Annotated in this window: 21 protein-coding genes; 14 read left to right on the top strand and 7 right to left on the bottom strand. The window is 59.7% G+C overall.

Translation table 11 applies throughout. The features are described from left to right. Positions 1-340: 340 nt before the first annotated feature. From AD668_RS08955 to AD668_RS08980, 6 genes are all read left to right on the top strand, one after another. Positions 341-823: a sigma-70 family RNA polymerase sigma factor gene (locus AD668_RS08955; protein ID WP_053157207.1), complete on the top strand. Its 483-nt coding sequence runs from the start codon at positions 341-343 to the stop codon at positions 821-823. Positions 824-966: 143 nt separating this feature from the next. Further along, the gene (locus AD668_RS08960; RefSeq protein ID WP_053157210.1) at positions 967-2,304 is read left to right on the top strand and encodes a lysine N(6)-hydroxylase/L-ornithine N(5)-oxygenase family protein; all 1,338 of its coding nucleotides are present in this window, start codon (positions 967-969) and stop codon (positions 2,302-2,304) included. Positions 2,305-2,875: 571 nt separating this feature from the next. Then, positions 2,876-5,590 (top strand): magnesium-translocating P-type ATPase, encoded by a 2,715-nt coding sequence (gene mgtA, locus AD668_RS08965; RefSeq protein WP_053157974.1) that lies wholly within the window; start codon positions 2,876-2,878, stop codon positions 5,588-5,590. 172 nt (positions 5,591-5,762) lie between these two features. Continuing rightward, complete coding sequence (locus tag AD668_RS08970; protein ID WP_053157212.1) at positions 5,763-6,167, top strand: hypothetical protein; 405 nt, start codon at positions 5,763-5,765, stop codon at positions 6,165-6,167. A gap of 99 nt (positions 6,168-6,266) precedes the next feature. Beyond that, on the top strand, positions 6,267-6,893 hold the full coding sequence (locus AD668_RS08975; protein WP_053157215.1) for a response regulator transcription factor: 627 nt from the start codon (positions 6,267-6,269) through the stop codon (positions 6,891-6,893). Continuing rightward, positions 6,894-10,121 (top strand): transporter substrate-binding domain-containing protein, encoded by a 3,228-nt coding sequence (locus tag AD668_RS08980; RefSeq protein WP_053157218.1) that lies wholly within the window; start codon positions 6,894-6,896, stop codon positions 10,119-10,121. A 2-nt stretch (positions 10,122-10,123) separates the two neighbouring features. Here AD668_RS08980 and dkgB read toward each other — a convergent pair whose 3' ends face one another. Then, positions 10,124-10,927, bottom strand: coding sequence for a 2,5-didehydrogluconate reductase DkgB (gene dkgB, locus AD668_RS08985; RefSeq protein WP_053157221.1), 804 nt, complete (start codon positions 10,925-10,927; stop codon positions 10,124-10,126). A 2-nt stretch (positions 10,928-10,929) separates the two neighbouring features. On the opposite strand from dkgB, the gene AD668_RS08990 reads away from it, so the two are divergent. Next, complete coding sequence (locus AD668_RS08990; protein WP_053157224.1) at positions 10,930-11,181, top strand: hypothetical protein; 252 nt, start codon at positions 10,930-10,932, stop codon at positions 11,179-11,181. A gap of 22 nt (positions 11,182-11,203) precedes the next feature. Here AD668_RS08990 and AD668_RS08995 read toward each other — a convergent pair whose 3' ends face one another. Continuing rightward, positions 11,204-12,112 (bottom strand): LysR family transcriptional regulator, encoded by a 909-nt coding sequence (locus tag AD668_RS08995; RefSeq protein WP_053157228.1) that lies wholly within the window; start codon positions 12,110-12,112, stop codon positions 11,204-11,206. Positions 12,113-12,216: 104 nt separating this feature from the next. On the opposite strand from AD668_RS08995, the gene AD668_RS09000 reads away from it, so the two are divergent. The 4 genes from AD668_RS09000 (at position 12,217) to AD668_RS09015 (ending at position 16,064) form a co-directional block, all read left to right on the top strand. After that, the gene (locus tag AD668_RS09000; protein WP_053157231.1) at positions 12,217-13,083 is read left to right on the top strand and encodes a pirin family protein; all 867 of its coding nucleotides are present in this window, start codon (positions 12,217-12,219) and stop codon (positions 13,081-13,083) included. A gap of 94 nt (positions 13,084-13,177) precedes the next feature. Then, entirely contained in the window at positions 13,178-13,864 is a 687-nt protein-coding gene (locus AD668_RS09005) for an isochorismatase family protein (RefSeq protein ID WP_053157234.1), read from the top strand. Between the two features lie 138 nt (positions 13,865-14,002). Further along, positions 14,003-15,445 (top strand): mechanosensitive ion channel family protein, encoded by a 1,443-nt coding sequence (locus AD668_RS09010; protein ID WP_053157238.1) that lies wholly within the window; start codon positions 14,003-14,005, stop codon positions 15,443-15,445. Between the two features lie 178 nt (positions 15,446-15,623). After that, the gene (locus AD668_RS09015) at positions 15,624-16,064 is read left to right on the top strand and encodes a carboxymuconolactone decarboxylase family protein (protein ID WP_053157241.1); all 441 of its coding nucleotides are present in this window, start codon (positions 15,624-15,626) and stop codon (positions 16,062-16,064) included. A gap of 21 nt (positions 16,065-16,085) precedes the next feature. Here AD668_RS09015 and AD668_RS09020 read toward each other — a convergent pair whose 3' ends face one another. The 4 genes from AD668_RS09020 to AD668_RS09035 all read right to left on the bottom strand — a co-directional run bounded on the left by AD668_RS09020 (position 16,086) and on the right by AD668_RS09035 (position 20,952). Then, positions 16,086-17,678, bottom strand: a complete 1,593-nt coding sequence (locus tag AD668_RS09020) for a DHA2 family efflux MFS transporter permease subunit (RefSeq protein WP_053157244.1) — start codon at positions 17,676-17,678, stop codon at positions 16,086-16,088. Next, positions 17,675-18,796 (bottom strand): HlyD family secretion protein, encoded by a 1,122-nt coding sequence (locus AD668_RS09025; RefSeq protein WP_053157246.1) that lies wholly within the window; start codon positions 18,794-18,796, stop codon positions 17,675-17,677. The genes AD668_RS09020 and AD668_RS09025 overlap by 4 nt, the downstream gene beginning before the upstream one ends. 195 nt (positions 18,797-18,991) lie before the next feature. Next, entirely contained in the window at positions 18,992-20,173 is a 1,182-nt protein-coding gene (locus AD668_RS09030) for an acetyl-CoA C-acyltransferase family protein (protein WP_053157249.1), read from the bottom strand. Beyond that, on the bottom strand, positions 20,170-20,952 hold the full coding sequence (locus AD668_RS09035; protein ID WP_053157250.1) for an enoyl-CoA hydratase-related protein: 783 nt from the start codon (positions 20,950-20,952) through the stop codon (positions 20,170-20,172). The genes AD668_RS09030 and AD668_RS09035 overlap by 4 nt, the downstream gene beginning before the upstream one ends. Before the next feature lie 217 nt (positions 20,953-21,169). Between AD668_RS09035 and AD668_RS09040 the strand changes: the two genes are divergently transcribed. From AD668_RS09040 to AD668_RS09050, 3 genes are read left to right on the top strand one after another with little or no spacing between them, the layout of a single operon-like run. Then, positions 21,170-22,276 (top strand): polyamine ABC transporter substrate-binding protein, encoded by a 1,107-nt coding sequence (locus AD668_RS09040; RefSeq protein WP_053157253.1) that lies wholly within the window; start codon positions 21,170-21,172, stop codon positions 22,274-22,276. Between the two features lie 39 nt (positions 22,277-22,315). After that, positions 22,316-23,734, top strand: a complete 1,419-nt coding sequence (locus AD668_RS09045) for an aminotransferase (RefSeq protein ID WP_053157257.1) — start codon at positions 22,316-22,318, stop codon at positions 23,732-23,734. Positions 23,735-23,787: 53 nt separating this feature from the next. Then, the gene (locus AD668_RS09050; protein WP_156322321.1) at positions 23,788-24,639 is read left to right on the top strand and encodes a helix-turn-helix transcriptional regulator; all 852 of its coding nucleotides are present in this window, start codon (positions 23,788-23,790) and stop codon (positions 24,637-24,639) included. 18 nt (positions 24,640-24,657) lie between these two features. Here AD668_RS09050 and AD668_RS09055 read toward each other — a convergent pair whose 3' ends face one another. Next, the gene (locus tag AD668_RS09055) at positions 24,658-25,449 is read right to left on the bottom strand and encodes a hypothetical protein (protein ID WP_053157263.1); all 792 of its coding nucleotides are present in this window, start codon (positions 25,447-25,449) and stop codon (positions 24,658-24,660) included. Position 25,450 lies beyond the last annotated feature (1 nt).

The raw sequence follows: 25,450 nt of genomic DNA on the forward strand, positions 1-25,450 counted from the left end.
GGGTTCCGGCCTTGGGAATTAGCCCATCGAGCCGCAGCGGGAAGACCGGGCGCAGAAGGGGAGCTGTCCTTGTAAACGATAAAAGCACCGGCCAATTTAGCTGGCGACACATTCACACACGTTTGCGCAGGAGCTGCCGCAGGCTGCGATCCTTTGATCTTGCAAAGTCGAAAATCAAAAGATCGCAGCCGGCGGCATCGCCTGCGTTTAAAGTACTTTAAATCTATATGAGAATTACTATAAATTACGCGACTCGAATTGCCACTACCGTGCCACTGTTTATTTCAACGGTCACGCAAAGGGCTCAAGGACAGAAACCGCCCCCGCGCGGACCGGAGTCATGTTGGAAAACTACTATCGAGAGCTGGTGTGTTTCCTGAACGCCAGGCTCGGCAACCGTCAGGTCGCCGAAGATGTGGTGCATGACGCCTATCTGCGGGTGTTGGAGCGCACCAGCGACGCGCCGATCGAGCAACCGCGGGCGTTCCTTTACCGCACCGCGCTCAACCTGGTCATCGACGATCACCGGCGCAACGCGTTGCGTCAGGCCGAGCCGCTGGATGTGCTCGATACCGAAGAGCGTTATTTCACACCCTCTCCACACAGTGCCCTCGATCATGGCCAGCGCCTGGAAATGCTCCAGCGTGCCTTGGCTCAATTGCCACGGCTGTGCCGCGAAAGCTTCCTGCTGCGCAAGATCGAAGGCCTGTCCCATCCGGAAATTGCCGAACAGCTCGGTATTTCCCGGGCGCTGGTCGAGAAGCACATTGTCAACGCCATGAAGCATTGCCGTACACGCATGCGACAGTGGGATGGCCATTGAGCTGACGGACTCCTCACACGTTAAATTTTGTTCAAGTGTCCTCGTTCCTACTCAACAGACGACCTGTTGTGCTGCCCTTGGCCGGTCAGGTCACTTAGGTTCAATGCCCCATTGTTGAGGGGCTCATCCAGAGGACACTGGAAATGACACAGGCAATTGCATCGCCCAACGTTCACGACCTGATCGGCGTCGGTTTCGGCCCTTCGAACCTGGCGCTGGCCATCGCGCTGCAAGAGCGCGGGGCCATCCAGGGCGAACTGGATGTGCTGTTTCTCGACAAGCAGGCCGATTACCGCTGGCATGGCAACACCCTGGTGACCCAGAGCGAGTTGCAGATTTCCTTCCTCAAGGACCTGGTGACCCTGCGCAACCCGACCAGCCCTTATTCGTTCGTCAATTACCTCAAGGCCCACGGTCGTCTGGTGGATTTCATCAATCTGGGCACGTTCTATCCGTGCCGCATGGAGTACAACGACTACCTGCGCTGGGTCGCCGGGCAGTTCACCGCGCAATGCCGCTACGGCGAAGAAGTGCTGACCATCGAGCCGGTGCTGCATAACCATCAGGTCGAGGCGCTACGAGTGATCTCGCGAGATTCGACCGGGCATCAGCAGGTGCGCACCACCCGTTCGGTGGTGGTCAGCGCCGGTGGCACGCCACGCATTCCCGAGGTGTTCAAGGCGCTCAAGGATGATGGCCGGGTGTTCCACCATTCCCAGTATCTGGCGCAAATGGCCAAACAGCCGTGCGTGGAAAACCGGCCGATGAACATTGCGATCATCGGTGGCGGGCAGAGCGCGGCGGAAGCCTTCATCGATTTGAACGACAGCTTCCCGTCGGTGCAGGTGGACATGATCCTGCGCGGTTCGGCACTCAAGCCGGCCGACGACAGCCCCTTCGTCAATGAAGTGTTCTCGCCAGAGTTTACTGACCTGGTGTTCCAGCAGCCCGACCGTGAGCGCGAGCGACTGGTAAACGAGTACCACAACACCAACTATTCGGTGGTGGACATCGATCTGATCGAGCGCATCTACGGTATTTTCTATCGGCAGAAAGTCTCGGGCATCGCCCGCCATGCGTTCCACACCTTGACCACCCTCTCAGAAGCCACCGCCACCGAACGCGGGATCGAACTGGTGTCGCGCAACAACGCCACCGGTGAAGTCTCGGTTCGTCATTACGACGCCGTGGTGTTGGCCACCGGTTACGAGCGCCAGATGCACCGCAAGTTGCTGGCGCCGCTGGAGCAATATCTGGGTGATTTCGAGGTCGATCGCAACTACAAGCTGATCACTGACGAGCGCTGCAAGGCCGGTCTCTACATGCAGGGTTTTTGCCAGGCCAGCCATGGACTGAGCGACACGTTGCTGTCGATCCTGCCGATTCGTGCCGACGAGATTGCCGGTTCACTGTATGAACATGGCAAGCATCGCGGGCATGGGCGGTCGGTGGTGGATTTGTTGTTGGCCACAGCCAGCTGAGATGTGTAGCGTCCGCGAGGCCCTATCGCCAGCAAGCCGGCTCCTACAGTGGATTTTCGTCGTTGCGAATATCCCCTGTAGGAGCCGGCTTGCTGGCGATGACGCTCTCGACAACAACGAAAATGTCGAATCCTGAACCCTTCCTGAAGATCCCTGCGATTGCCCCTGCAAGATTTTGTAACGGGTTTACGCTGCAAATATCGGGGCGTAAGCTCCACGCGTTTTCATCAATCACGGAGACCCACAGTGGGTATTTGTTCGAGTGACAGTTGTCGGCCGGCTTCGGTAACCGGCATTTTCTCGGCAAGATAACGCGCAGTCTCCTGTGCCGTTGTCTCGCCGAAAAGCGAGCAGCGGCATTCCGTTCATGGTCACTCCCGACCGTGTCCCGACGCCTCTCTCATCGACGCTGAACGGTGCGTGGTTTCGACTTTTTGTCGTGGCTGGCGCTCTTTCGACACGCCTGTCATTCGTGATCGGCGCGCCAGGCCTTGCTTTGCCGGTTGTTCCGGCGGCAGCGGCATGGACTGCCTGCTCGATGGTTTCCCGGCTGGCCAAAGGGGCACCCGCCATGAAACTTACCCTCAAGGAATTCTTCGCAGGCTTCCTGCGTAACCGCCACATCGCCCGGCACTTCCGCCGTCTGGCGCTGCTGGAAACCTTCACCGACACCACGGTCAACCGTGAAGTCCCGCCCGCCCTGGCGCAAACCCTGGTGGCCGCTGCCGGCAGCGACACCGGCCATTTGCTCAACACTCTGGGCAGTCATACCGACGGCCTGAACGAATTCGAAGCCGATGTTCTGCGCGAGCAATTGGGCCTCAATGAAGTCGAGCACGAACAGCCGCTGCCCTGGTGGTCGCACCTGTGGCACTGCTACAAGAATCCGTTCAACCTGCTGTTGACGCTGCTGGCGGTCATCTCCTGGCTGACCGAAGACATGAAAGCCGCCATCGTGATTTTCACCATGGTGGTGCTCTCGACCCTACTGCGCTTCTGGCAGGAAACCCGATCCAACCAGGCCGCCGACGCCCTAAAGGCCATGGTCAGCAACACCGCCACGGTGATGCGCCGAGACCTGGACAATCAGAATGCCTGGCGCATCGAGTTGCCGATCAGATTTTTGGTGCCGGGCGACCTGATCGTGTTGTCCGCCGGTGACATGATCCCCGCCGATTGCCGGGTACTCAGCGCCAAGGACCTGTTCGTCAGCCAGGCGGCGATGACCGGTGAATCGATGCCGGTGGAAAAATTCCCCCGTCAGCAGACCTGCGACACCCGCAACCCGCTGGACCTGGACAACATACTGTTCATGGGCACCAACGTGGTATCGGGCACAGCCATGGCGGTGATACTCACCACCGGCAACAGCACCTATTTCGGCGCACTGGCCCAGCGCGTGGGTGCAACCGACCGGGCGCCGACTTCGTTCCAGACCGGGGTGAACCAAGTCAGCTGGCTGCTGATCCGCTTCATGTTCGTGATGGCGCCGCTGGTGTTGTTCATCAACGGTTTCACCAAGGGCGACTGGACCCAAGCACTGCTGTTTGCGCTGTCGATTGCCGTGGGCCTGACCCCGGAAATGCTGCCGATGATCGTCACCTCGACCCTGGCCAAAGGCGCAGTGTTCCTGTCGCGCAAGAAGGTCATCGTCAAACGCCTCGACGCGATCCAGAATTTCGGTGCCATGGACGTGCTGTGCACCGACAAGACCGGCACCCTGACCCAGGACAAAATCTTCCTGGCGCGCAATGTCGACGTCTGGGGCAATGACTCCGATGATGTGCTGGAAATGGCCTACCTCAACAGCTACTACCAGACCGGCCTGAAGAACCTGCTGGATGTGGCGGTGCTCGAACACGTCGAAATCCACCGTGAGCTGAAAGTCGGCACAGCGTTTCGCAAGGTCGACGAGATCCCGTTCGACTTCACCCGCCGGCGCATGTCGGTGGTGGTCGCCGAGCGCGATCAACCGCACCTGCTGATCTGCAAGGGCGCGGTGGAAGAGGTGCTGGCAGTCTGCTCGCGGGTGCGCCATGGCGAAGTCGATGAAGCCTTGACCGAAGAACTGCTGGCGCGAGTCCGCCAGGTCACGGCCACGTTCAACGCCGAAGGCCTGCGGGTGGTTGCTGTGGCGGCACGGCCAATGGTCGAAGGGCGCGACACCTACAGCCTTGCCGATGAACAGGCACTGACCCTGATCGGTTACGTGGCGTTCCTTGATCCACCAAAAGAAAGCACCGCACCAGCCCTCAAGGCCTTGGCTGCCCATGGCGTGGCGGTGAAAGTGCTGACTGGCGACAACGAACGGGTGACCGCGAAGATCTGCCTCGAAGTCGGTCTGGAGCAGCAAGGCCTGCTGATGGGCAACGACATCCAACGCATGAGCGATGCCGAGCTGGCGAAAGCTGTGGAGACTACCAATGTCTTCGCCAGACTGACGCCATCCCACAAGGAGCGTATCGTCCGGTTGCTCAAGGGCAACGGCCATGTGGTTGGATTCATGGGTGACGGCATCAACGACGCCCCGGCCCTGCGCACCGCCGACATCGGTATTTCGGTAGACAGCGCCGTGGACATCGCCAAGGAAGCGGCCGACATCATCCTGCTGGAAAAGAGCCTGATGGTGCTGGAGGAGGGCGTGCTGGAAGGGCGCCGGACCTTCGCCAACATGCTCAAGTACATCAAGATGACCGCCAGCTCAAACTTCGGCAACGTGTTCTCGGTGCTGGTGGCCAGTGCGTTCATTCCGTTCCTGCCGATGCTGCCGATGCACCTGCTGGTGCAAAACCTGCTGTATGACATTTCGCAGATCGCCATTCCGTTCGATCACGTCGATGAGCAGATGCTCAAGCAACCGCAGCGTTGGCAGCCGGCAGATGTCGGGCGCTTCATGCTGTTTTTCGGGCCGATCAGCTCGATCTTCGACATCACCACCTTCGCCTTGATGTGGTACGTGTTCGATGCCAACACCCCGGATCACCAGACCCTGTTCCAGTCCGGGTGGTTCGTGGTCGGGCTGCTGACCCAGACCCTGATCGTGCACATGATCCGCACGACGAAGATCCCGTTCCTGCAAAGCCGCGCGGCCATGCCGTTGCTGGTGATGACCGGGCTGATCATGGCCGTGGGGATTTTCCTGCCGATGGGACCGCTGGCCCATTACTTCAAATTGCAGGCGCTGCCCTCACTGTACTTCGTGTTCCTGCCGGTGATTTTGCTGGCATACATGGCGCTGACCCAAGCGGTGAAAGGCTTCTATATCCGGCGGTTCGGCTGGCAGTAAGCAGGTAATGAACATTCCTACGGATTGCGTGGGAGCCCTACCCACGACGCTCCGTTATCTATCTCTGTTGTCGGGTTGTCCCTACAGTATTTGGGAAAAGTCCTACAGATTGATCCTTATGGCTTGCGTAGCCTGTGCGACCTCATGAATCCGACAGTCAGAGGAGTCCAGGGTGCCCAATAAATCGTTACGTATCCTGATTGCCGATACGCAGCACTTTCACCGTATGCGGATCGAGTGGTTGTTCAACCAGCTGGGTTATTTCCGAGTGGCTCCGGTGCAAGGTGTCAACGAGTTGCTGAGCTTGATGGAGTACAGCACCGAGCCTTTCGATCTGGTGGTTGTGAACGGGGCATTGGCCGATGGGCAGTTGAACCTCTTGGATTTTTTCGTCGACAACCCACAGGCCCGTCACGTGTTCATCTTCGACGGCCTGCAGGCGCAGCTACCCATCATTGCCGGCGGGCATGTTCAGGTGAGCCATGCCGCTCTGCCCGAACTGGCGTCCATCACGCAGCTGATGGCCACCGTCGATCCACGGCAACCATTCATCGGAACTGTCATTTCTGTCAGGTAGTTCTTTCCATTCTTCCATGCAAGAGTCTCAGCGCAGCCGTTGCGTCTTTACGCGGCCCGTCCTTTGCTCGTTCGTGGTGTCTTTGCACAGGGAGTTTTCATGAAGTCGGCACTGATTGTGGACGATCATCCGGTTATTCGTTCCATGATCAAATTCGTACTCAGGGAATTGGGGTTCAAACGAATCCATGAAGCAACCCGAGGCGATGAGGTCCTGTCGATGTTTCGTGAACATCGACCGGATGTCTTGCTACTGGATCTGGGCCTGCCGGGTCTGAACGGGCTGGATGTACTGGACCGTATCAAATCCGAAAAGACGCGTTGTCGGGTCGTGGTCTTCACCTCACTTGAAGCCCGTTTTTATCAGGAACGTTGCATGCGCGCCGGGGCGGCGGCATTTGTCCCCAAGTGCAAGGATCTGGAGGATCTGAAAACCGCAGTGAAGACCGTGATGGCCGGTTACACCTGTTTCGTTCAGCTGGCGTCGAGTTTTGTTTCGGGGGGGGCGTTGCAGCGCACTGAGAAAGAGCTGATTGATCGGCTCTCCAACCGTGAATTGACCATTTTGCAATACCTGGCCCGGGGGTCGAGCAACAAGGAAATTGCCGACATCATGCACCTGAGCTTCAAGACCATCAGTACCTACAAGACACGCTTGATCGACAAGCTCAACGTCAGCTCCCTGGTGCATTTGAGGGATTTTGCCTTGCGCAATCAACTGATCTGAATGAACTTATTTCGACGACTGCCTGCCCTGGCGCTGGCTGGCCTCTTCCTGTGGGCATCGACGGCCTGGGCGCAACCGCACTCACTGGCGTTGCTGGGGCGCTCCAGCCTTGAAGGTGTTTCCGTCAAACTGTCGGAGAGCGAATCACGCTGGTTGCAGCAAAAGGGACAGCTGGTGCTGGCGGTCTCGGCCCCGGATTATCCGCCCTTCGAATTCAATACCGCGGGCAAGGTGTTCGAGGGCATCACCGCCGATTACGCTGGCCTCCTCGAGCAGCTTCTGGGACTCAGGATCGAGGTTCGACGCTATCCGTCGCGAGCCGAAGCGGTGCAGGCGATCAAGGAAGGGCAGGCTGACTTGCTGGGAACGGCCAATCGTTTTGAGTCCGAGGACCCGCAGTTACAGATGTCCAGCGCCTATGCGGTCGATCAACCGGTATTGGTCACGGTCGATGACTCCACGGTGGCGCTGGATCCGACGCTGGCCGGCAAACGGCTGGTGACGCTCTATCACTATTTGCCCGAACACAGCGTGCAACGGTTCTATTCCCGTGCGCAGTTGAAACTATTCCCCTCAACCCTGGCCGCCATGGGGGCGGTGGCGTTTGGTCAGGCTGATGTGTACCTGGGAGATGCAATCAGTGCCAATTACCTGATCAGCAAAAACTATCTGGGCAATGTCCAGCTGGCTGATTTTTCGCCCATGGAGTCCGGTGTCTTTGCGTTTGCGATGAGCCGTGACAACTCGCCGTTGTTGCGCATCGTCAACAAGGCGCTGGCGCTCGTCACCACCAATGAACAGATGAATATCCTGCGGCGCTGGGGCGCGAATGGAGCCTCCATCCCGGGCAATCAGCCGCTGCAGCTCAGTGTGTCGGAGCAGCGTTGGCTCGAACGGCATCCGCGTGTGAACGTGGCGATCAACGTGAATATCCCGCCGATTTCCTTCATCGACAGCAAGGGCAGGTTTCGTGGAATCGTCATCGATGTGCTGGCGAAAATCAGCCAGCGTACCGGGTTGCAATTCGATGTCCGTGGCATGAAGTCCGTGACGGACATGCTGACGGGTATCAAGGATGGCCAGGTCGACGTGTTGGCGGGCATTGGACTCAGTTCCCAGCGCGAAGGAACGTTGCGTTTTACCCGCTCCTTTCTCAACAGCCCGTCGGTGCTGGTGACCCGGGCGGCACCGGACAGCCCCAGGACGCTGGACGATATGGCCGGGAAGGTCCTGGCGTTGACCTATGGCAATATTACCGGTGATTTCATTCGGCAGCACTTTCCATTGATCCAGATGGTGGATGCTCCTTTGACCAATGACGCCATGGAGATGGTCGACCAAGGCAAAGTGCAGGGTGGCATCAACTCACTGATCAGCGCCCGTTACCTGATCGCCCGGCAGTACCACGATCGCCTGCAAGTGACCAGTACCGTGGGCACGGATCCCGCCCGCAGTACCTTGGCGACCAGCCGGGATGCGATCGAGCTGCACTCGATTCTGGACAAGGCGTTATTGAGTATTCCTCCCGATGAAATCGACGAGCTGACCCAACCCTGGCGCTACGACTCAATGGTGGAGCAGAGCTACTGGCTGCGGCATCGGCAAGCGATTTTGCAGGCGTTTTCAATCGCGGGCATTCTGCTGCTGTTCGCATTGGTGGGGATCCTGTGGCAGCGCCGGCAAATTCGGCAGCGTCAGCAATGGCTCTGCCAATTGCAGGAGGCCAAGGATGCCGCGGACGATGCCAATCGTGCAAAAACCACGTTTCTGGCAACCATGAGCCATGAAATCCGCACGCCGATGAATGCATTGCTCGGCATGCTCGAACTGGCGCTGAAGCGGGCGGATGAAGGCGTGACGGATCGTTCCGCCATCGAAGTCGCCTCCCATGCAGGGCAACAGTTGCTGGCGTTGATCGGCGACATTCTGGACATCGCTCGTATCGAGTCCGGGCATTTGTCGCTGACGCCGGAACGGGTCAACTTGCGGGCGTTGGTGGCCTCGGTCTGTCGAGTTTTCGAAGGTCTGGCGGTGCAGAAAAACCTGCAATGGCGGGTCGAGCTGGACAATCAGAGTGATTGCGATGTGATGCTCGATCCACTGCGCCTCAAGCAGGTGCTGTCCAATCTGTTGAGCAACGCCATCAAGTTCACCCACGAAGGTGCGGTAAGCCTGACCTTGCGGGCGCAGCCAAGGCCGTCAGCGCATTTGGCTGTCAGCGTGCGCATTGCCGACAGCGGTATCGGTATCAGTGCTTTCGACCAGCGGCGCCTGTTCAGTCCCTTCGCGCAGGCGGGCAACAACCAACAATCAGCCGGGCAGGGTTCCGGGCTGGGGTTGGTGATCAGTCGTACGCTGTGCGAAATGATGGGCGGGCGATTGAAGCTCGATAGCGCGCTGGGGGAGGGAACGCGGGTCGACATCAACCTTGATTTGATCGTCTTGCCGCCGCTGCCCGAGAGCGAGTTGCGCCAAGGCGAGGCTCCGCTCTGCACCCGGTCCTTGACGATTCTGGTGGTCGACGATTATCCGGCCAATCGATTGCTGCTCTCACGGCAGCTGAGCTATCTGGGGCACCGCGTGCTCCTGGCGGAGAACGGCGCGCAGGCCCTTGAGCAATGGCATGCGCATAAGCTCGACGTGGTTATTACAGATTGCAGCATGCCAGTGCTCAGCGGCTACGAGTTGGCACGAGCGATACGCGATGAAGAACGCCGGCAGGGTTTACCGCCGCTGCTGATCCTGGGCTTTACCGCCAATGCACAAACGCAGGAGAAGATCCGCTGCCAGGAGGCGGGCATGGACGATTGCCTGTTCAAGCCCATTCGCTTGATGGATCTGCAGGTGTGGCTGGCACAGCGTTTTGCTGAAGTGTCAGCGAAGCAGGTCGACGACGGTCCGGTGGAGTTCGATTTAAGTGGACTGGATCGATATGCCGATACGGAACGTGAACTCATGGATCAGCTGCTACATGACCTGGAGTTGAGCAACCGCGAGGATCGCGTTCATCTGCTCGCCATGCATACCAGCGGCAATCGTTCCGGTTTGCGCGAACTGGCGCACCGGATCAAGGGTGGGGCGCTGCTGATTCGGGCGCTGGCCCTCGTGGAGTGTTGCGAGCAACTGGAGCGGGCGCTCAATAGTGACCACGCGCCGCTGATCGACGATGCCGTCGATCAGTTGCAACAAGCCATGGCCCGGCTGGACCGGAGGCTTCAACAGGATTGAATTCAGTCCCAGGCTGGCGCGATGCCTTTCGGGCTGGTCAGGCGCTGGCCGCGATCCAGTGCTGCGATCAAGCCCATATCGGCCTCGCTCAGCGTCAGAGCAGTGGCGCACAGGTTGCTTTCAAGGTTGGCGCGTCGGGTCGAGGAAGGGATGACCGCATAACCCGATTGCAGGGCCCAGGCCAGGGTGACCTGAGCCGCGGTCGCCTGAAGGCGCTCGGCAATTTGCTGGATGACCGAGTCTTTGAGCACTTCACCGTAGGCCAGCGTCATGTATGAGGTGATCCCGATGCCCTGGCTCTGGGCGAACTCGGCGACTTTACGGTTTTGCAGGTACGGGTGCAGTTCGATCTGGTTGGTGGCGATGTGTTCGGCACCAATGGCGGCAATGGCCTGCTTCATCAGGTCGATGGTGAAGTTGGACACGCCGATTTGCCGGGTCAGTCCCAGTTGCCTGGCTTCCAGCAGGGCACCCATGAATTCCTCGACCGGTATCTGGTCTTCCGGTGATGGCCAGTGGATCAGGGTCAGGTCCAGGCAGTCGGTTTGCAGCTTGCGCAGGCTCTCCTTGAGGCTTTCGATCAAGCGATCCCGGGCGAAGTTGGCGACCCAGATCTTGCTGGTGATGAACAGCTCATCACGGGCCACACCGCTGGCAGCAATGGCTTGGCCGACCTCGGCTTCGTTTTCGTAGATTTGCGCGGTGTCGATGGCACGGTAGCCCAGTTCCAGGCCGGTGCTCACCGAATCGATGACAACCTGGCCTTGCAAGCGAAAGGTGCCCAGGCCGAATGCGGGGATAGACATGTATGACTCCAGTGATTGCAGCGGGAATGGGCGCCAGTATCGGCGTCTGTGTGCCCGGGAAAAACCGCTGGATTGGCAAAGCAATGTTTACCGCAAATCACGAATCGCCTGAAGTCAGAGAGATTGATGGTGATTGTGCTGCCCTCATCGCGAGCAGGCTCGCTCACACATTTGACCGCATTCCCTTGTGTGCGAGCCTGCTCGCGATAGGGGCGACGAGGTTCCAGAACCTGACCGATCAACTTGCCGCTTGAAGCTCAAAGCTTGTAGCTGCCTTCAGGCAATATCACTGCGACTGAATTCCTCACCGAGAAAATCTATCAGCGTGCGCACCGACGGCAGCAACCCGCGTCGTGATGGAAAAATGGCGTGGATGACGCCGCTCTGCGGCGCCCAACCCGGCACCAGTTCCACCAGACGCCCGGCGGCGATTTCATTGCGTACCACAACGCTCGGCAGGTGCACGACACCGATGCCGGCAACCGCCGCATGACGCAAGGCCAACAGGTCATCGGTGACCATCCTTGGCGTGTGCCGGATCAGCGCGGTGCTGCCGTCGGCGCCGAACAGTTCCCATTGATACTCACGCTGCGCTGCGCCCCAATGCAGGCTCGGCAAACCACTGAGATCGGCCGGTGACGGCGGGGTCGACAGGCGCTGCGCGAGCGCCGGGCTGCCGACGACGCTCTGGGTGCTGTTACCCAATACCTTCATCACCATGTCGGAGTTTTCCAGCGGTGGAAAACGCACCCGCAGCGCAATGTCGAAACCTTCGTGAATCAGGTCGACCCGACGGTTGGTGCTCTCGATGAACAACTCCACCAAGGGGTACTTGAGCAGATAGCGGGACAACATCGGCCCGACCCAGGAATTGAGCAGCGCGGTCGGACAACTGACGCGCACCATCCCCTGGGGCTCGGCGCGGTTGCGCTCGATCAGTTCGGCGGCGCTTTCCGCTTCCACGCGCATGGCCAGGCAACGCTGGTAGTAAGCCTGGCCAATTTCGGTCAGTGAGCAATGCCGACTGGTGCGGTGCAACAGACGCACGCCGAGGCGCTCTTCAAGTTGCGCAATGCGACGGCTGAGCTTGGACTTGGGCATGTCCAGCGCCCGCCCGGCAGCGGCAAAACCATGATGTTCCACCACTTGGGTGAAGTAGTAGAGGGTGTTGAGGTCTTCCACCATCGTTCTCCAGATAGAACGCTAAAGCTGATTTTTGCAGTCTAGCGCAGCAAAGGTCATGGTTTTAAGCTTTGTCCATGGCTTCATTCACTTCATCAGGAGAGACCATGAAAAACATCATCGGTATCTACACCAGCCCACGGGCCCATTGGGTCGGCGACGGTTTTCCGGTTCGCACGCTGTTTTCCTACGACAACCTGGGCAAACACATCAGCCCATTCTTGCTGCTTGACCACGCCGGGCCTGCGGAATTTACGCCGACCACCGAGCGACGTGGCGTTGGTCAGCATCCGCACCGTGGCTTCGAAACCGTGACTATCGTTTACAAGGGTGAAGTCGAACACCGCGACTCTACTGGCAGTGGCGGCAAGATCGGCCCCGGCGACGTGCAATGGATGACCGCCGCCTCGGGCATCCTGCATGAGGAGTTTCACTCCGCAGACTTCGCCAAAAGCGGCGGGACCCTGGAGATGGTGCAACTGTGGGTCAACCTGCCCGCCAAGGACAAAATGGCCGAGCCCGGTTACCAGACGATCCTCGATGGTGATATCCCGAACATCACCCTGAAGGACAACATCGGTAGCCTGCGCCTGATCGCCGGTGAGTTCGACGGCCGTACCGGCCCATCGCGCACGTTCACCCCGATTGATGTCTGGGATCTGCGTCTCAACGGCGGCAAGTTGCTGACACTGGACCTGCATGAAGGTCGCAACACTGCACTGGTGGTGCTGCGCGGCACGGTTCAGGTCAATGGTCTGGAGCTGGTGCGCGAGGGGCAACTGGCCCTGTTGGAGCGCGATGGCGATCAGTTGACCCTCGAAGCCAATGGCGACGCAGTGGTGTTGTTGCTCAGCGGCGAGCCGATCGACGAACCGATTGTCGGCCACGGACCGTTCGTGATGAACACCGAGCAGGAAATCCACCAGGCCTTCGCCGACTTCCAGTCCGGCCGCTTCGGCCAGATGCACGGTTAATCCGTAGCCCTTCCATAACCCGACTCTACACAGGATGAGTAGGCCGGTTCTCAGGCCAGGGATGGCTGTTGCCCAAACGAAAGAGGAAACGCTCATGAACACCGTCAACGCGGCCAACTTCAACGGCCAGAAACCGACCATCGACCCCAACGACAGCGCGATGCTGTTGATCGACCACCAGAGCGGGCTGTTCCAGATCGTCAAGGACATGGACGTACCGCAATTGCGCGCCAACGCCATCGCCCTGGCCAAGGCTGCGACCTTGCTCAAGATGCCGGTGATCACCACTGCCTCTGTTCCACAAGGGCCGAACGGGCCGTTGATTCCGGAAATTCACGAGGCGGCGCCCCATGCGCAATACGTGGCGCGTAAAGGTGAAATCAACGCCTGGGATAACGCGCAGTTTCACGCCGCGGTCAAAGCCACCGGCAAGAAAACCCTGGTGATCGCCGGCACCCTGACCAGCGTGTGCCTGGCGTTCCCGTCCATCGCGGCCGTGCATGAAGGCTACAAAGTGTTTGCCGTGGTCGATGCCTCGGGCAACCACTCGAAACTTGCCACCGACCTGACCATTGCCCGTCTCGCCCAGGCCGGTGTGGTGCCGATCGACATCATGGCGACGCTGTCCGAGCTGCAAGGTTCGTGGAACCGTCCGGACGCGCAAGAGTGGGCGGCGGTCTACGCCCAGGCCATGCCGCATTATCAATTGCTGATCGAGAGCTACCTCAAGGCCCAGCAAGTGGCGAACGAACACGAAGTGCTGGATTCGCAACGCACCTGAGGTCCCCTTTACCGGGAACGAGCCTGCTCGTTCCCACATTTGTTTTTTGATGCCGACAGAATCACTCAAATCAATTGCTCCTACACTATGGCCAATCTGTGCGATCTTCGCCTCATTGGCCTTTGCTGGAGTTGTTTGATGCTGTCATTGCTCACCGAACACCCGCTGATCTGCGCGATGCTGCTGATCCTGATCGACCTGGGTTTGTGGCGCTTGCTCAGTACGATGGGCAGTGGCTGGCGGCTGTTGGTGCGGGTGGTGATTTTTGCGTTGTTCAGTGTTCTGCTGTTCAACGAAGGTCTCAATCCGCTCGAGCCTGCGCCGTGGCCTGAAAACGTACCCCTGCATCTGGCGGCGACTGGTTTGCAGATTGGTTGGTGGCTGTTCGGCGCGCGGACCCTGACCGTACTGATCGGCGCCGTGATGATGCAGCGGGTCGGGCACACCGGGCGGCTGCTTCAGGATTTGCTTGGCGCGGTGATTTTTCTGATTGCGGTCATCGCCGCGCTGGCCTACGTGCTCGAATTGCCGGTCAAAGGCGTACTGGCGACCTCCGGTGCGTTGGCAATCATCGTCGGTCTGGCGTTGCAAAGTACCCTCAGCGACGTGTTTTCCGGGATCGTCCTGAACACCACCAAACCCTATCAACTGGATGACTGGATCTCCATCGACGGCACCGAAGGCCGAGTCACCGACATCGACTGGCGGGCCACGCGCCTGCAAACCGCTCAAGGCAGCCTGGCGGTGATTCCCAATTCCCTGGCCGCCAAGGCCAAGATCATCAACTTCAGCCGTCCGAGCGATATGTTCGGCGTATCCATCACCCTTCAAGTGAGCCCCCATGCGCGACCGAATACGGTGATCGATGCGCTTGAGCGCGCCATGCAAGGTTGCCGTTTTCTGCTGGACACACCGGCACCGAGCGTCGCATTGAAAGGTTCCAGCAGCACGGGTGTGGAATACGAAATCAGCGGGTTTGTCGCGTCGATGAGCGAGAAACGCACGGTGCGCAATCAGCTGTTCGACCTGGCGTACCGACACTTGCAGGCGTCCGGGGTCAACCTGTTGTCGAGCGTCGAACCCACGCTGTCCGACAACCTGTCACGGCCCCGGGCATTGCTCGACAGTTCGCCGATTTTCTCTACTTTGCGTCAGGAGGAAAAGGACACCTTCAGCCAGAACATGACCCTGCAAACCTTCCGCGCCGGGGAAACGATCCTGGAGGCGGGGGAGGTCAGTGATCACTTGTTCATCATCGAATCCGGCGTCGTCAGCGTGACGCTGAACCGTCACGGTTCACCGTTTGAATCAGGCCGCATGGGGCCGGGGGAGGTGATCGGCGAGGCTGGCATCCTGGACGACAGTTCGGTGCCCGCGCAGTTTACCGCCAAGACCTTTTGCGGCTTGTATCGCATCGAAAAGTCGTACCTCAAGCCATGCCTGGATGCCCGTCACGACATCGGCGATGCGATGAAAACCTTGCTCGATTACCGGTTGTACAAAGCGAAAACCCTGACTCAGGAGCTGCCGGTGGCGGAGGCGAAAAAGGGCTTTTTGCAGTGGTTGCGCAATCGGGTTTGAATGGCCGCTGCGCGGTTCACTCTCACATATGACCGTGTTCCCTGTAGGAGCGAGCTTGCTCGCGATGACCGCCATGAGCAAAACCCAATGGCCTCCTCGACTTCTGGAATATTGGCTATTTGTGCAACCGGGGCGGGGGGCTAACGTAGTCACACACCCACTTGCCCTGGAGCAGACCATGCAACCGCGTATCGATTTTTACACCGCGTCCCCTGATGCCCTCAAAGCGATGATCGCGTTGGAAACCGCAGTGTCGAAGCTGCCGCTGGAAAAGAACCTGATTGAACTGGTCAAGCTGCGCGCTTCGCAAATCAACGGCTGCGCCTTCTGCATCGACATGCACACCAGCGACGCAATCAAGGGTGGCGAAACCCCGCGTCGCCTGTTCGCCGTGACGGCCTGGCGCGAGGCACCGTTCTTCAGCGAGCGTGAACGTGCCGCGCTGCTCTGGACCGAATCCCTGACCCAACTGAGCCTGACCCATGCACCGGATGAAGACTACGAAGTGGTCAGCGCCCGGTTCACGCCCAAGGAAATGGTCGATCTGACCGTGGCGATCAGCACCATCAACAGCTGGAACCGTCTGGCCGTCGGTTTCCGCAAAACCCCTCAGGCCTGATTTCAACAAGGGTGCCGAGGCTCAATGAGCATCGGCACTCGGTGCGGCCGGTGGTTGCACTTTGCGCATCAGCGGCACCATCGCCGTGGCGATGATGAAGCAGACCATGATCATCAGAAACGCATCGCCATAGGTCTGTGTCTGCGCCTCACGATAGGTCAGCAACCACAGATGATGCAGGGCGGCGGTGACACCGACATCGCCGCCCTGGCCGAGGGTGGCGAAGTTGTTGCCCACCTGAGACAGCCATTGGTTGAGCGCTTCGTTGGTGCTGTTGAGGTTTTCCGCCAGCCGCGTGAAATGCAGGTTGGTGCGGTCATTGAGAATGGTCGCGCACGCGGCGATGCCAATGGCGCCGCCCAGATTGCGCATCAGGTTGAACAAGCCCGACGCATGTTTGAGCCGCGCCGGTGCCAAACCGCCGAGGGTCAAGGTCACCGCTGGCGGCACCGCCAATTGCTGGGCAATGCCACGCAGGGCTTGCGGCAGCATGAGTTCTTTGGCCCCCCAGTCATGGGTGATCGGGCTGAAATCCCACATCGACAACGCGAACAACCCAAGCCCGGTCATCATGATCCAGCGCAGGTCCACGCGGTTGGCCAGAAAGGCATACAGCGGAATAGCCATGACCTGGAACACCCCGGTGGAGAAAACCGCCAGGCCAATGTCCAGCGCGCCATAGCCGCGCACCCGGCCGAGAAACAACGGCGTCAGGTAAATGGTGGCGAACAGGCCGATGCCGGTGACGAACGAGAAGAAACAGCCGAGCGCGAAATTGCGATCCTTCAGGGCGCGCAGATCGACAATCGGATTGGCCACGTGCAAAGTCCGGCCGATGAACGCCAGGCCCGACAGGCCGCTGATCCACGCCGTGGTCAGGATGGTGTGATCGCTGAACCAGTTCCAGCGCGGGCCTTCTTCGAGGGTGTATTCCAGGCAGCCGAGGAACAGCGCCAGAAACACCATGCTCAAGTAGTCCGCGCCTTTGAGCAGCGACAATTCCGGTTGGTCGATTTTCACCAGCAAGGGCACGGCCACCGCGACGAAGATCCCCGGTACGAGGTTGATGTAGAACAGCCAATGCCAGGACGACACATCGGTGATCCAGCCGCCGATCACCGGCCCCAGGGTCGGGGCCAGCGAAGCCACGGCGCCGATGGTGGCGGCAGCAATCACCCGCTGTTTGCCGGTGAAGAAAAAGAACGCCGTGGTGAACACCAGCGGGATCATCGAGCCGCCAAGAAAACCCTGCAGGGCGCGGAAGGTAATCATGCTCTGGATGTTCCAGGCCGCGCCGCACAACAGACTGGTCAGGGTGAAACCCACCGCAGAGGCGCAAAACAGCCAGCGCGTGGAAAACACTCGGGACAGCCAGCCGGACAGCGGTATCACGATGATTTCGGCGATCAGGTAGCTGGTCTGTACCCAGGCGGTTTCGTCGGTACCGGCTGAGAGCCCGCCGCCGATGTCGCGCAACGACGCGGAGACAATCTGGATATCCAGCAGTGCGATGAACATACCGATGCACATGGTGGCAAACGCGAAGACTTTGGTCCCGGTCGCCATGCTCGCCGCATCGAAAGGTTGCACCGGGACGGCGAGGGCACGGCTCATGGTGCGCTGGCCACGGTGGGGCTTTCAGGTTCCCTGCGAGTGTCGACTTCAGCGGTCACCGACAGACCGGGACGCAGATGACCGAGCAGGCTGTCGGCCGGGTCCAGGTGAATACGCACCGGTACACGTTGCACGATTTTGGTGAAGTTGCCGGTGGCGTTCTCCGGAGGCAGCACGCTGAATTGCGAACCGCTGGCGGGGGCGAGGCTGTCCAGGTGACCGTGAAATTCCTGCCCTGAGAGCACATCGGCGTGAATCACTACCCGTTGCCCCGCAATCATGTGCGCCAGCTGGTCTTCCTTGAAATTGGCATCGACCCACAAACCACTGGCCGGCACCACCGAGAGTAACTGCGAACCAGCCTGGGCATAGGCGCCGACCCGCGCCCGCCGGTTGCCGATCACGCCATCGACCGGTGCCCGCAGTTCGGTGTACTCGACATTCAGTTGTGCCAGGTCTCGTTCGGCTTTTGCCTGAATCAATGCCGCACGGGCTTGCTGTTTTTGCGTCGCGATCACATTCAACTGGCGTTGCGCCGCCAGCAGTTCGGCCTCGGCGCGGTTGCTCTGGGCCTGGGCGGTCTTGAAGGTGGCGTTGGCCCGTTGTGCGCTTTCCACCGAGACGGCGTTGGTGGTGACCAGTTTTTTGTAACGCGCATCATCGTCCCGGGAACGGGCGGTTTCAGCCCCGGCGGCATCAATACCGGCCCGGGCCTGGCCAATGACGGCTTGTTGCAGTTGCTCGGTAGCATCGAGATTGTCGAGCAACGCTTCTTCGGCAGCGATTGCGCCCTCAGCCTTGGCCAGGTGGGCACGATAGTCGCGCGCATCGAGGCGAATCAGCACCTCGCCGGCCTTGACCTTCTGGTTGTCGCCCACCAGTACTTGGTCGATGTATCCCGCGACTTTTGGCCCGATGACCGTCACGTCACCACCGATGTAGGCGTCGTCGGTTTCTTCGATGAAGCGCCCGGCTGTCCACCAATGCGTGCCATACACACCGGCCAGCATCAGTGCCGCAATTCCCAGCGTCGGCAGCAGCAGGCGCTTGAGCATCGGCGGTTTGGCAGGCTTCACCGGGGAGGCCAGGTCAGGTTCAACGGTGGACATGCTGGTCATGGGGATTACCTGTCGGAATCAGATTTGATTACGACCGTAATATGACGCAGGTAATATTTGGTGGCAATTGTTTTTTATTGCCGGTTGTCAGGAAACGACGTAGGAGCTGCCGCAGGCTGCGATCTTTTGATTTTCAAGATCAAAAGATCGCAGCCTGCGGCAGCTCCTACGATGAGCGGGGAGCGGAGAAGAGGGTTAAACGCGTTCGAAAATCGCGGCGATGCCTTGGCCGCCACCGATGCACATGGTCACCAGCGCGTAGCGGCCGCCAGTGCGATGCAGTTCGTGGATGGCTTTGGTGGTGATGATTGCGCCGGTTGCACCGACCGGGTGGCCCAGGGCAATGCCCGAACCGTTCGGGTTGACCCTGGCCGGGTCGAGGTCCAGTTCCTGGCTGACGGCGCAGGCCTGGGCGGCGAAGGCGATGTTGGCTTCGATCACGTCCAGGTCGGAGACGGTCAGACCGGCGCGCTTGAGTGCCAGGCGGGTGGCCGGAATCGGGCCCAGGCCCATCAGCTCAGGTTCCACACCCGCGTGGGCGTAGCTGACCAGACGAGCGAGTGGCTTGAGGTTGTTGACCTGGACAGCGGTGCCGGTAGCCATGACCACCGCGGCGGCGCCATCGTTCAGACCCGAAGCGTTGCCGGCGGTGACCGAGCCGTCCTTTTTGAACGCAGGCTTCATCGCAGCCAGCTGTTCCAGAGACGTGGCGCGAGGATGTTCGTCGACGCTGAACAGTTTGACGCCTTTGCGATCCTGGATTTCCACGGTCGCGATCTGCTCGTTGAAGTAGCCGTTGGCAATCGCGTGGGCCGCGCGTTTCTGGTCTTCGAAGGCCAGGGCGTCCTGCATTTGACGGGTGATGCCGTTGCGGGCGGCGACGTTTTCGGCAGTGATGCCCATATGGATCCCGTGGAACGGGTCATGCAGGATGCCGAGCATGTAGTCGATGACCTGGGCGTTACCCATGCGCGAACCCCAGCGGGCGGCCGGCATCAGGTACGGGCCACGGCTCATGGATTCGGCGCCGGCACCGACAACGATGTCTGCATCACCGAGCATCAGCGTCTGAGCGGCATTGATGATGGCCTGCAGGCCCGAACCGCAGAGACGGTTGACGTTGTAGGCCGGGGTTTCCTTCGGAATGCCGGCATTCATTGCAGCGACGCGGGAGATGTAGGCGTCACGGGTTTCGGTCGCGATCACGTTGCCCATCACCAGATGGCCGACGAGTGCCGGGTCCACGGCAGCCTTGTGCAGGGCGGCTTTCACGGCCGTGGTTGCCAGGTCGGCCAGTGGCACGTCCTTGAGCGAACCACCAAAGGTACCGATGGCGGTACGGGCGGCGCTGACGACGTAGATTTCCGGGGTGTTCATGGCTGGTTTCCTCTCGGTGAATGCTTTTCCGTGCTGCGATTGAGCAAGGTGTTCAAGGCCGTTTTGGCCTCATCGGTATTCAGGCGCGCGATAAACAACAGGTTTTCGTCGCGCAGGGTGGCTTCCAGTTCTGCCAGGGAAGCCTGTTTCATCAGTTGCCGCGATTGGCGCAAGGCTTGCTGGGGCATCGCCAAAAAACGCTGGGCCGTTTTTGTCGCCGCGGCCAGGCATTGTTCGCCGTCGTCGAACGCTTCGTTGGCCAGGCCCCACGCCACCGCTTCGTTGCCATCGAGGCTGTCGCCCAGTAACAACAGGCGTGCGGCTCGGGCGTGGCCGAGTCGACGAGGCAGCAACAGGCTGGCACCGAATTCGGGGCACAGGCCCAGATTGACGAACGGCATGCGCAGCTTGGCTTTGCGCGTGACCAACACCTGATCGCAATGCAGCAGCAACGTGGTGCCGATGCCGACAGCCGCCCCGCAGACCGCCGCGATCAGCGGTTTTTGCAGGCGCGTGACCACCTTCATCAGGCGAAACGCCGGGCTGTCCAGATGCGTTGGCGGATGCTGGAGAAAATCCACCAGGTCATTGCCGCTGGTAAAACAGCTCGGGCCACCGGTGAGGATGATCACGCCAGTTTGCTCGTCTTCGTCAGCGGCCAGCAACAGATCGGCCAACTGCATGTACATGGCGTTGTTCAGCGCATTGAGCTTGTCGGGACGGTCAAGTGTCAGCGTCAGCACGCCGTCACATCGCTCGTGTTTGATCAGGTCAGTCATTGAATGCCCAGGTTGGTCGAATCAGGCCGCCACTTTAAGCGTCGGACAAACTCGGGATCTATGGCTAAACGGGTCAACTGGTCTGCCGCTTTTTGCCATGCCGCCGGGTAAAACAGGGCACACACCCATTCGGGGTATGGTGCCGCCCGGCGAATCCACCAATAGTGAACACATCCGCTCATCCAGAGCCGAACTCGCTTGATAAGGTGCATTTGCTATGGGCAAGACACTGCTTAAGGTGATTTCCAGTCTGTTTGTTGTACCGCTGACCCTCAATGCCTACGCCGCCGAGGTGAACGACGCCAATACGCTGCGGCTCTACAACTGGGCGGATTACATCGGTGAAAAAACCCTGGCAGATTTTGAGAAAACCACCGGCATCAAGGTGATCTACGACACCTTCGATGCCTACGAAACGGTGCAGGCCAAGTTGCTCACCGGTCACTCAGGTTATGACCTGATCGTGTTGAATGCCTCGCTCGCGCCGCCGTTGATCAAGGCCAAGGTCTTTCAGCCACTGGATAAAAAGCTGCTGCCGAGCTGGAGCAACCTTGACCCGAAAATTCTCGAGGACCAACAGGGGTTCGATCCAGGTACCGCGTACTCGGCGCCTTACACCTGGGGCAGTAACGGCGTGACTTACAACGTTGACAAGATCAAGGAGCGCATGCCCGACGCGCCCATCGGCTCGTTGGCGATGATCTTCGACCCGAAAATCGTCTCGCGCTTCGCCGATTGCGGGGTGACGCTGCTCGATGCCCCGACCGAAGTCATTCCCCTGGCCCTGAAGTACCTGGGCCGTGACCCTCGAAGCGCCGCCCCGGCAGATCTGAAAGCCGCGCAGGAATTGCTGCTGTCGGTCAGGCCGTTCATCCGCAAGTTCGACTCGGTCAATTACCTGACCAGCCTGCCCAATGGCGATGTGTGCATGGCGATGACCTGGTCGGGCGACTATGCCACCGCGATGGCCCGCGCCGCAGAAGCGAAGAAAAAGATCGACCTCGCTTACTTCATTCCCAAGGAAGGCTCACTGATCTGGTTCGACAACCTGTACATCCCGGCCGACGCGCCTCATGTCGCCAACGCACACAGGTTTCTGGAATACCTGATGCAGCCACAGGTGATGGCCGACGTCAGTGATTACATCAATTACGCCAACAGTAACGCGGCGGCCACACCGTTGTTGAACGCCAGCGTGCGCAACAACCCGGCGATCTATCCCGACGCGCAAACCCGCGAGCGACTGTTTCCACAGAAGACCCAGGACGCCAAGGACATGCGCGCCATGACCCGGGTCTGGAGCACGGTGAAAAGCGGGATCTGATTTGTTCGATCGTTAGTCAATTCGCTTAGAGGTTTTTTTATGGCGACGCCAACACACACCGTTTTTTCGCCAGCGGACGAGTCTCAGCTGGTCAAGGCCGACAAGGCCCATCACATGCATGGCTATCACGTGTTCGACGAACACGCTGAACAAGGTTCGTTGAACATCGTCGCTGGCGATGGCGCCTACATCTACGACACCCAGGGCAACCGTTTCCTCGATGCCGTGGGCGGGATGTGGTGCACCAACATCGGCCTGGGCCGTGAAGAAATGGCCGAGGCCATCGCTGATCAGGTGCGGCAACTGGCCTACTCGAATCCGTTTTCCGACATGTCCAACAACGTTGCGATCCAGTTGTGCGAGAAACTCGCCAGCCTGGCCCCCGGCGACCTCGATCATGTGTTCCTCACCACCGGCGGCTCCACCGCGGTGGACACCGCGTACCGGCTGATCCAGTACTACCAGAACTGCCGCGGCAAACCGGAAAAGAAGCACATCATCGCGCGCTTCAACGCCTATCACGGCTCGACCACGCTCACCATGTCGATCGGCAACAAGGCCGCCGACCGGGTGCCGGAGTTCGATTACGCCAACCCGCTGATCCACCATGTCTCCAACCCGAACCCGTACCGCGCGCCGGACGGCATGGACGATGCGCAGTTTCTCGAATTCCTGGTCAAGGAGTTCGAAGACAAGATCCTGTCGATTGGCGCGGACAAGGTCGCCGGCTTCTTCGCCGAACCGATCATGGGCTCGGGCGGGGTGATCATTCCGCCCCAGGGTTATCTCAAACGCATGTGGGACGTCTGCCAGCGCTACGACATTCTGTTCGTCGCTGACGAAGTGGTGACTTCGTTCGGACGCCTGGGCAAGTTCTTTGCCTCTTATGATGTGTTCGACGTGCAGCCCGACATCATCACCACGGCCAAGGGCCTGACCTCGGCTTACCTGCCGCTGGGCGCCTGCATCTTTTCCGACCGCATCTGGAAAGTCATCGCCGAACCGGGCAAGGGTCGCTGCTTCACCCACGGTTTCACCTACAGCGGCCATCCGGTGTGCTGCACGGCGGCGCTGAAAAACATTGAAATCATCGAGCGGGAAAACCTGCTGGCCCATGTCGACACCGTTGGCGCCTACCTCGAAGAACGCCTGGCGACCCTGCGGGACCTGCCGCTGGTGGGTGACGTGCGCTGCCAGAAACTCATGGCCTGCGTAGAGTTTGTCGCCGATAAACGTACCAAGGCGCTGTTTGCCGATGAGATCAACATCGGCGAGAAGATTCACGTCCGGGCCCAGGCACGGGGCCTGCTGGTGCGACCGATCATGCACCTCAACGTGATGTCGCCGCCGCTGATCCTGACGTTTGTTCAGGTCGATGAAATCGTCGAGACTTTGCGCGAGTGCATCCTGGAAGTAGCGGCCGAACTTCAGGCCAGCGGCCAGTACGGTGGCCAATGACGTTGCCCGGCGCACGCTTACCAAGGGTTGGCTCACCCGCTAGACTGCGGGGCATGAGCAAAGCACAAGACGATACGTTGATTGCCCTGACCTTTGGCGCATTGCACCGCTGGCATGGGGACATGCGCGACGCCTTCGCCCAGGTCGACGAGCCCGACGCCCTGCGCCACCTGGCGTCGGCGTTCGGGCATCTGGTGGGCATCGAGTCGGTGATGATCAGCCTTGAACACAGGGATCGACCGCCACAGTTGCTGTATCAGCGCGGAATTGCCGAGCAGTACCGCGACTCGATCATCGACCGTTATTTTTCCGGCGGCTACTTGCTCGATCCGTTCTGCCTCGCGGTCGAGCAGGGCCTGGCTCAAGGTTTCTACCACCTGGAAGAAATCGCCCCGGACAATTTCTTCGACAGTGAGTACTACAAGACTTACTACTTGAAGGCAGGCAGCTCCGAAGACAGTTTCTATCTGGTCGATACCGGCCATGACAGCCAGATATCGGTCAGCCTGTTCCAGGGCTTCGGCGGGGAAATCCTGCGGGCTGAGCAACTGAACCTGCTGCGGGCGGTCGAGCCATTGGTGCGCGAGTTTGTGAGCGAGTTCGGACGTCGTGGTCTACAGCGCAGCGCCACCCGGCAAGGCCAGCAGGCATTCGGGGAGGGCGGTGATCTCAAGCACCGGGTGCAGGCGGCCTTCGAGCAGTTTGGTTGTGAGTTGCTCACCGAACGCGAGCGAGAAGTGGCGCACATGGTTCTGCGCGGTCACTCCGTGAAGTCCACGGCGAGCCAGATGAGCATCTCTCCAGAAACCGTGCGCATGCACCGCAAGAACCTTTACCTGAAGTTGGAGGTCGGTTCTCAGTCGGAGCTGTTTGCGCTGTTCATCGAGTGGTTGCGCAAGCACTGAGCATGCGACCTACAGCTGTCAACGATGCGTGGCGATCCAGATCAGCAGCCCTGCCTGAAACACCGCAAACGCCACCAGGCAGGTAATGGTAAAGCGCAACCCGGCGTCTTCGCGTTTGTACTTGCTGACTTTTTCTTCATGCTTCTTGAGTTTGACTTCCTGCTCGGCCAGGTTCTGCTCGGCCTGCTGGAGCATCTGCGCCGCTTCGAGAATTTCCACGACTTGCAGTTTTTCGCTGTTCCAGTCCGCCAGCAATTCGCCGACCTTCACGTCCTCGATGCTGCCCTTCAAATGTTGGGCATCGGCGTACACCACGTCGAAACCGTGCACACGTAAAAAGTGATCGCGGCGCAGGCGTGTGCCTTCGTTCAGTGCGTCTTTGTTGTTCAGGTCGATGCCATCGATGGTGTAAGCGGGCCAGCGCTTCTTCGCCCAGGCAATGCCATGGGCCGCCATGAATCGGCCGATACCTCGGTTCACCGGTTCAATCTGCAGACCGCTGTCGGGACCGAAATGCACGCGTTTTTCGCCGTGGTCGACCCAGACGTCCAGGTGATTCTGTTCCTTGCGCACACGCTGGCCGGGCAGGGTGATGCTCATGCGCATCAGGCTGCGTTCCTTGTCGTTGCGCTCGGCGTAGCCGAACTCGACAAAGCGCAAGGGCCGACCGCCGGTGTGACGGTCAGTCTGCAACGGCGCCAGACGGAGCATCTTGTTGTGCTCGGCGTGGACGTCCGCCCACGGCAGCTCGACCGCTGGCGGTACGTCTACTTCAGCGCTGGTGTCGGGTGAGGTCTGGGTTTGAGTCATA

This window comes from Pseudomonas sp. P1.8, from assembly GCF_001269805.1.
GTDB lineage: Bacteria > Pseudomonadota > Gammaproteobacteria > Pseudomonadales > Pseudomonadaceae > Aquipseudomonas.

Coding starts and splice junctions, on each gene's coding strand:
- AD668_RS09055 (WP_053157263.1), bottom strand. CDS start 25,449: ATGACTCAAACCCAGACCTCACCCGACACCAGCGCTGAAGTAGACGTA.
- dkgB (WP_053157221.1), bottom strand. CDS start 10,927: ATGTCTATCCCCGCATTCGGCCTGGGCACCTTTCGCTTGCAAGGCCAG.
- AD668_RS09040 (WP_053157253.1), top strand. CDS start 21,170: ATGGGCAAGACACTGCTTAAGGTGATTTCCAGTCTGTTTGTTGTACCG.
- AD668_RS09020 (WP_053157244.1), bottom strand. CDS start 17,678: ATGAGCCGTGCCCTCGCCGTCCCGGTGCAACCTTTCGATGCGGCGAGC.
- AD668_RS09010 (WP_053157238.1), top strand. CDS start 14,003: ATGCTGTCATTGCTCACCGAACACCCGCTGATCTGCGCGATGCTGCTG.
- AD668_RS09015 (WP_053157241.1), top strand. CDS start 15,624: ATGCAACCGCGTATCGATTTTTACACCGCGTCCCCTGATGCCCTCAAA.
- AD668_RS08975 (WP_053157215.1), top strand. CDS start 6,267: ATGAAGTCGGCACTGATTGTGGACGATCATCCGGTTATTCGTTCCATG.
- AD668_RS09030 (WP_053157249.1), bottom strand. CDS start 20,173: ATGAACACCCCGGAAATCTACGTCGTCAGCGCCGCCCGTACCGCCATC.
- mgtA (WP_053157974.1), top strand. CDS start 2,876: ATGAAACTTACCCTCAAGGAATTCTTCGCAGGCTTCCTGCGTAACCGC.
- AD668_RS08960 (WP_053157210.1), top strand. CDS start 967: ATGACACAGGCAATTGCATCGCCCAACGTTCACGACCTGATCGGCGTC.
- AD668_RS08980 (WP_053157218.1), top strand. CDS start 6,894: ATGAACTTATTTCGACGACTGCCTGCCCTGGCGCTGGCTGGCCTCTTC.
- AD668_RS09000 (WP_053157231.1), top strand. CDS start 12,217: ATGAAAAACATCATCGGTATCTACACCAGCCCACGGGCCCATTGGGTC.
- AD668_RS09045 (WP_053157257.1), top strand. CDS start 22,316: ATGGCGACGCCAACACACACCGTTTTTTCGCCAGCGGACGAGTCTCAG.
- AD668_RS08995 (WP_053157228.1), bottom strand. CDS start 12,112: ATGGTGGAAGACCTCAACACCCTCTACTACTTCACCCAAGTGGTGGAA.
- AD668_RS09005 (WP_053157234.1), top strand. CDS start 13,178: ATGAACACCGTCAACGCGGCCAACTTCAACGGCCAGAAACCGACCATC.
- AD668_RS09050 (WP_156322321.1), top strand. CDS start 23,788: ATGAGCAAAGCACAAGACGATACGTTGATTGCCCTGACCTTTGGCGCA.
- AD668_RS09035 (WP_053157250.1), bottom strand. CDS start 20,952: ATGACTGACCTGATCAAACACGAGCGATGTGACGGCGTGCTGACGCTG.
- AD668_RS09025 (WP_053157246.1), bottom strand. CDS start 18,796: ATGACCAGCATGTCCACCGTTGAACCTGACCTGGCCTCCCCGGTGAAG.
- AD668_RS08990 (WP_053157224.1), top strand. CDS start 10,930: ATGACTCCAGTGATTGCAGCGGGAATGGGCGCCAGTATCGGCGTCTGT.
- AD668_RS08955 (WP_053157207.1), top strand. CDS start 341: ATGTTGGAAAACTACTATCGAGAGCTGGTGTGTTTCCTGAACGCCAGG.